The organism is Enterococcus sulfureus ATCC 49903, from assembly GCF_000407605.1.
In the GTDB taxonomy this organism is placed as follows: Bacteria; Bacillota; Bacilli; order Lactobacillales; family Enterococcaceae; genus Enterococcus_G; species Enterococcus_G sulfureus.
This window is the reverse complement of sequence record NZ_ASWO01000006.1, coordinates 93,762-99,765: the sequence shown is the minus strand read 5'-3', so window position 1 is coordinate 99,765 and position 6,004 is coordinate 93,762. Positions and strand designations below refer to the sequence as shown.

Sequence of the window (6,004 nt, the reverse complement as noted above, 5' to 3'; positions counted from 1 at the left end):
AAATGAAAAACTCGACGAGTTTTGATGAAGTACTTCAATCCAGTTTTGAGTGAATAAGCTCACCATAGTGTGGTGGCGATAGCGAGAAGGACACACCTGTTCCCATGCCGAACACAGAAGTTAAGCTTCTTAGCGCCGATTGTAGTGAAGGGTTTCCCTTTGTGAGAGTAGGACGTCGCCATGCAAACAAAGCAAGAGCCTGTGCTCTTGCTTATTTTTTTATAGTTATTTTTGGAGGGGATAAGATGAAACGTATTGTACGAAACTTGATTCAAATTTTATTGGGCGCATTTATTTTTGCAGTCTCTGTTAATTATTTTGCGATTAGCAATGATCTTGGTGAGGGTGGAGTAACTGGGATCACAATGATTTTATACTATCTTTATCACTGGGCACCAGCTTGGACGAACTTAGCGCTAAATGGGGTATTATTATTAATTGGTTGGAAATTTTTAGATCGAGCTACTGTATTGTACACATTGGTAGCTATGGCTTTTATGTCTTTCTTTTTAAATCTAACGCATGACTGGCATTTTTATACAGATCAACGAATCGTAGCCGCATTAGCAGCTGGATTTTTAATGGGAATCGGTATGGGATTGATTATGCTAGGAAATGGTACGACAGCCGGTAGTGCGATCGTGGCAAAGATCTTAAACAAGTTTTTAGGTTGGAACGTCAGCTATGCCTTATTATTTATTGATATCTTAGTGGTATTGGTCTCGGTGTTTGTTATTGGGATCGAAAGTATGATCCTAACGATCGTCTCTTTATATGTGTCAACAAAGGTATTGGATTACTTATTAGAAGGGTTCAATCCGAAAAAAGCTATAACCATTATTTCCAAACATCACGAAGAAATTGCGTATACGATCGATCAAGAAATTCAACGTGGTATTACGGTATTTGATGCAAAAGGATATTATTCGAAACAAGAACGCCCAGTATTATATATTGTCATTAGTCGTCCACAGTTGCTTGCGGTTACGAAAATCATCAATCGAATCGATCCTGAAGCCTTTGTGATTGTAAATGAAGTACAAAATGTAATCGGTGAAGGGTTCACCCATCAAATTATGGAAGAAAGTAAAGAGAATGCTTAGGCGTTCTCTTTTTTAATGATATATACCAATTTAAAAAATAAAATGAAAATTTGGTCTTAAAACTTGTAAAAACAGTTTTTTATGGTATAAATATAGAGTATACCAATTATGAAAGAAGGTTTTTTGCAGATGTGCGGAATTGTAGGAGTAATCGGAAATCCACAAACAAAAGATATTTTATTACATGGTTTAGATAAATTAGAATACCGTGGGTACGACTCAGCAGGTATTTTTTTAGCGGATGGAAAAACGAATCATTTAGTAAAATCAAAAGGAAAAATTCAAAACTTAAAAGATAAATTAACAGAAGAAATCAACGGGACAATGGGAATCGGACATACACGTTGGGCAACGCATGGAGTTCCAAGCGAAACCAATGCGCACCCTCATACTTCAGAATCAGGCCGATTTGTACTAGTCCATAATGGCGTGATTGAAAATTTTGATGAATTAAAAACGAACTTTTTAGCTGAAGATACTTTTATTGGAGAAACCGATACTGAAATTGCAGTTCATTTAGTCGCTTACTTTGCTGAAAAAGAAGGAATGACTACGAAAAAAGCGTTTCGTCGTGCATTAAAAGAAATCAAAGGATCCTATGCATTTGCATTGATCGATAGTGAAGATAGTAAAACGATCTATGTTGCCAAAAATAAAAGTCCTTTATTGATTGGATTAGGTGAAGGATTTAATGTTATTTGTAGTGATGCAATGGCTATGTTGACACAGACGGATCGTTTCGTTGAAATCAATGATGGTGAATTGGTCTTTGTTCATGCAGATGGTATTCAAATTGAAGATCAAGCGGGCCATGAAATTACGCGTGAAGCATTTGTGACCCAACTAGATGCCTCAGATACTGAAAAAGGCATGTATCCTTTTTATATGCTAAAAGAAATCGATGAGCAACCAGCTGTATTACGCCGTCTAGCACAAACCTATGTAACAGAAGACGGACAAACAACGATTGATGATGCGTTATTAACTCATATGAGTCAAAGTGACCGTATTTATGTGGTTGCTTGTGGGACAAGTTATAATGCTGGATGGGCAACGAAGCATGCAATTGAAACGATGACAGGGATTCCAGTAGAACTTCATGTTTCAAGTGAAGTAGGATATCGTTTACCGATGTTATCTAAACACCCATTCTTTATTTTCTTGACACAAAGTGGAGAAACTGCAGATAGTCGCCAAGTATTAGTGAAAGTCAACGAATTGAATTTACCAGCGTTAACCATTACAAACGTTGCCGGATCCACTTTATCACGTGAAGCGACGTATACCTTGTTATTACATGCAGGTCCAGAGATTGCTGTTGCCTCAACAAAAGCTTATACGGCGCAAGTAACGCTAATGAATCTTTTAGGAAAAGCACTAGGGATGAAATTAGATCGTCAAGAAGCGCGTGATTTTGATATCGTACACGAATTAGGATTAGCAGCCAATGCGATGGATACGATCATTAATGAAAAAGAAGTCATTGATCAAGCAATGGCACAATTACTTGAAACAACACGCAATGCATTTTATATCGGACGTGGTGCAGATTATTATGTTGCAATGGAAGCTGCGTTAAAATTAAAAGAAATCTCATATATCCAAACAGAGGGATTTGCGGCAGGTGAATTGAAGCATGGAACGATTGCTTTGATTGAAGAAGGTACACCTGTTTTTGGATTGATTACAGATACGCTAACAGGGCCACACACACGTGGAAATCTGAAAGAAGTGGAAAGTCGTGGAGCCAATACATTTGTGATTGCAAGCGAAGCCCTTGCAAAAGAATCCGATCAATTGGTCATGGCAAATGTTCATGAATTCTTGACACCACTGGTAACGGTCGTACCGACTCAATTAATCGCTTATTATGCATCACTACATCGTGGATATGATGTCGATAAACCACGTAATCTAGCGAAAGCTGTTACGGTAGAATAAGAAAAAAGACTGGAGAGTTTCTCCAGTCTTTTTTTACGTATTTTTTTGACGTTTGCGTACTTTTTTTGTCCAGAATCCACCTGAGATATACTTAGGTTCATAAGTAATGATAAAGGCGCGTTCTTCAACTGATTTGATTAATTGATACAAGTCACGTTCATTTTTACGTGGAGATAAGATCTCCAATACCAATCGTTCACCAGATAATCCTTCGGCATGACTTTGTGTGACGCCATAGCCATTATCTCTTAATACTTTAGGTAAAGCTTTTTCTTCTTCTGTATCAGCTGGTAAAATGACAGTTGTCATAATATATCCAAGTGCTAAACGATCTTCGATTTTGATCCCAATACTAACACCGACTGCGTAACCTAAGGCATAGACGAATAAATTCAGTGGATTGCTTAAGCGATTTAAGACAAGAGAGAGTCCTAAAATATAAATCGTAATTTCAATCATACTAAGTAAAGGAGCAACTAGACGGTAGCCTTTCATCGTTAGCATAAATCGAATCGTACTAATTGTTACGTAGAAAAAGTTGATGAAAAACGTCATCAATAAAATTTTAATATCCAATAAAAACACTCCTTTAACCTAAGCCTATCAAAAAAAGAGTGAAAAAGCTTTTAAAATGCTGAGAAAGCTTCATTTTCTGAGAAGAATTTCATTGTTTCAGGTAAAGAAGCTGTAATGGCTGTAGGCAATACGACATATTGAGTTTTGGCAAGTTGATCACCAATATAACTATGGATCAAAACAGCTGCAGCAACGCGTTCGCTTAGTGGAACATGAGAAAATTGTGCCAGAAAACTGCCAATGATCCCAGCGAGCGTATCGCCCATACCACCTGTTGCCATACCAGGGTTACCTAAGGGATTTTGATAATCTTTTGTGGGCGAATAAATGGTGGTACGATGACTTTTGACAACTACAGTGCTGTTCATCTGTTCTTGGCAGTGTTTATTTAGCTGATCGGTTTGTTGGTCGATAGGAAGTTTGCTGAGTCGTTCCCATTCCTTTTGATGTGGGGTAAAGACGACGCGTTCAGGATAGTTAAAGGCATAGGGTGTTTTTGCTAACATCGTAATGGCTGAACCATCGATTACGAATAATTGTTGTTCTTGGCGTGCTAAAATTTCTAATAATCTAGTTTGTTCTAACGGATCAGTACCCATTCCAGGTCCAATAACGACAACATCTGCTGCTTTTATTTGATTGAACAAGAGAGATTGATCTTGCCAATCTAAGACCATCGCTTCGGGAAGTTGAGCGTGGAGTGCTGCGTGATTATGTGGATCTGTCGCGACACTGACCAATCCAGCGCCACTATAAATACAACTTTTTGCACACATCATCACCGCTCCGCCGTATTGTGCACTTCCACCTACAATAACAATATGACCAAAAGTACCTTTATGACTATTTTCTGGACGTTTCGTGATCACACGATGCAATAAATCTACTGTTAAAGTTTCCATTAAAGAACCTCCTTTTTTCTACTGTACCAAAAAAGCGATGATTTCTCATCGCTTTTGAATTATTCTTGATCATTGAGCGTTTGATTGTGTTCAAACGATACGGATTTGAATTTTAAGTTAAAGATCACGTAAAGACTAATAAACCATAGTGGTGTAATAATCAACGAAATACGCGTATCCGGTAAGATTCCTAAGATGACCACGATCAAAGCTAAAAAGACTAAACTAGTATAATTGGCGATTCGTCCAAATGGTAATTTGAACTTTGGTCTTGTTCCATTCGTTTCTTTTGTCACCTTCAAATAGCGCAAATGACAGACTAAAATAACCGCCCAGATGAATAAGAAACAAGCTGTAGAAATACCAGCAATCAAGTTAAAAACATGTGAGGGCATTACATAATTTAAAACGACGGTTAACGCGATAACAACGCTAGATAAATACAACGCATTGCTTGGCACTTTTCGTTCGTTGACCTTGGCAAAACGCGTACCAGCGTGATTATTTTCAGCTAAACCATAAAGCATTCGGCTTGTACTAAAAATCGCGCTATTGCATGCAGAAATTGAAGAACTGATCACAACAAAATTGACCATTGTCGCCGCACCAGCGATTCCGATTGTCGAAAATACAGTCACGAATGGACTTTTTGAAGGATCAATCATTTTCCAAGGATGCACACTCATAATCACCGCTAACGATCCAATGTAAAACAATAAAATACGAATAGGAATATTATTGATCGCTTTTGGCAATACTTTTTCTGGATCTTTGGTTTCACCCGCAGTTAACCCGACCAATTCGACTCCGGTAAATGAGAAAACAGCTAACTGGAAGGCTAGAATAAACCCTACCCAACCTTTAGGGAAAAAACCATCGAAACGATAGAGGTTTTTAAAACTGGCTTGATGTGTTCCAAAATCCATTTGAGTTACGATCATATAACCCCCAATAATAATCAAGGCAACAATAGCTAAAATTTTAATCAGTGCTAGCCAAAACTCGATTTCTCCAAATAATTTTACAGATAATAAATTTAACGCCATTAAACTCAGTAACACGATAAAGGCTGGAACCCACTGCGGCATATCCGGTAACCAGTAACGCATATAGATCCCTGTTGCGGTAAGGTCAGACATTGCAACACTGATCCAACAAAACCAATACGTCCAACCAGTTATAAATCCAGCACGTTTTCCTAAATAATGTTCGGCTAAATCTACGAAGGAATGACAATCTAAATTTGATAATAATAATTCACCTAATGCACGCATAATCAAAAATATAAAAAATCCAACAATCAAATAGACAAGCAAGATCGATGGTCCAGCAAGTTCAATCGATTTTCCCGATGCTAAAAATAATCCGGTCCCGATTGCGCCCCCAATGGAGATTAGCTGTACATGTCGATTACTTAATCCTCTTTCTAACGCCATCAAAACATCCTTTCATTCGTTACTACAATAGTCTAATTATACTTAA

5 protein-coding genes and 1 rRNA gene are annotated in these 6,004 nt (G+C 37.7%); 3 read left to right on the top strand and 3 right to left on the bottom strand.

Going from position 1 to position 6,004, the window contains the following annotated elements:
- Positions 1 to 68 precede the first annotated feature (68 nt).
- The 3 genes from rrf (at position 69) to glmS (ending at position 3,044) form a co-directional block, all read left to right on the top strand.
- Positions 69 to 184 (top strand): 5S ribosomal RNA (gene rrf / locus I573_RS10050).
- Positions 185 to 245: 61 nt separating this feature from the next.
- Positions 246 to 1,103, top strand: a complete 858-nt coding sequence (locus I573_RS10045) for a YitT family protein (RefSeq protein ID WP_016252707.1) — start codon at positions 246 to 248, stop codon at positions 1,101 to 1,103.
- A gap of 129 nt (positions 1,104 to 1,232) precedes the next feature.
- Positions 1,233 to 3,044, top strand: coding sequence for a glutamine--fructose-6-phosphate transaminase (isomerizing) (gene glmS, locus I573_RS10040; protein WP_016186582.1), 1,812 nt, complete (start codon positions 1,233 to 1,235; stop codon positions 3,042 to 3,044).
- A 33-nt stretch (positions 3,045 to 3,077) separates the two neighbouring features.
- On the opposite strand, the gene I573_RS10035 is transcribed toward glmS, so the two are convergent.
- The 3 genes from I573_RS10035 to I573_RS10025 are packed head-to-tail and all read right to left on the bottom strand — an operon-like array spanning position 3,078 to position 5,958.
- Positions 3,078 to 3,620 carry a DUF2179 domain-containing protein gene (locus I573_RS10035; RefSeq protein WP_016186581.1) on the bottom strand — a complete coding sequence of 181 codons (543 nt, stop codon included), beginning with the start codon at positions 3,618 to 3,620 and terminating at the stop codon, positions 3,078 to 3,080.
- Positions 3,621 to 3,670: 50 nt separating this feature from the next.
- Positions 3,671 to 4,522, bottom strand: a complete 852-nt coding sequence (locus tag I573_RS10030) for an NAD(P)H-hydrate dehydratase (RefSeq protein WP_016186580.1) — start codon at positions 4,520 to 4,522, stop codon at positions 3,671 to 3,673.
- A gap of 59 nt (positions 4,523 to 4,581) precedes the next feature.
- On the bottom strand, positions 4,582 to 5,958 hold the full coding sequence (locus tag I573_RS10025; RefSeq protein ID WP_016186579.1) for an amino acid permease: 1,377 nt from the start codon (positions 5,956 to 5,958) through the stop codon (positions 4,582 to 4,584).
- Positions 5,959 to 6,004 lie beyond the last annotated feature (46 nt).

Coding starts and splice junctions, on each gene's coding strand:
- I573_RS10025 (WP_016186579.1), bottom strand. CDS start 5,958: ATGGCGTTAGAAAGAGGATTAAGTAATCGACATGTACAGCTAATCTCC.
- I573_RS10030 (WP_016186580.1), bottom strand. CDS start 4,522: ATGGAAACTTTAACAGTAGATTTATTGCATCGTGTGATCACGAAACGT.
- I573_RS10045 (WP_016252707.1), top strand. CDS start 246: ATGAAACGTATTGTACGAAACTTGATTCAAATTTTATTGGGCGCATTT.
- glmS (WP_016186582.1), top strand. CDS start 1,233: ATGTGCGGAATTGTAGGAGTAATCGGAAATCCACAAACAAAAGATATT.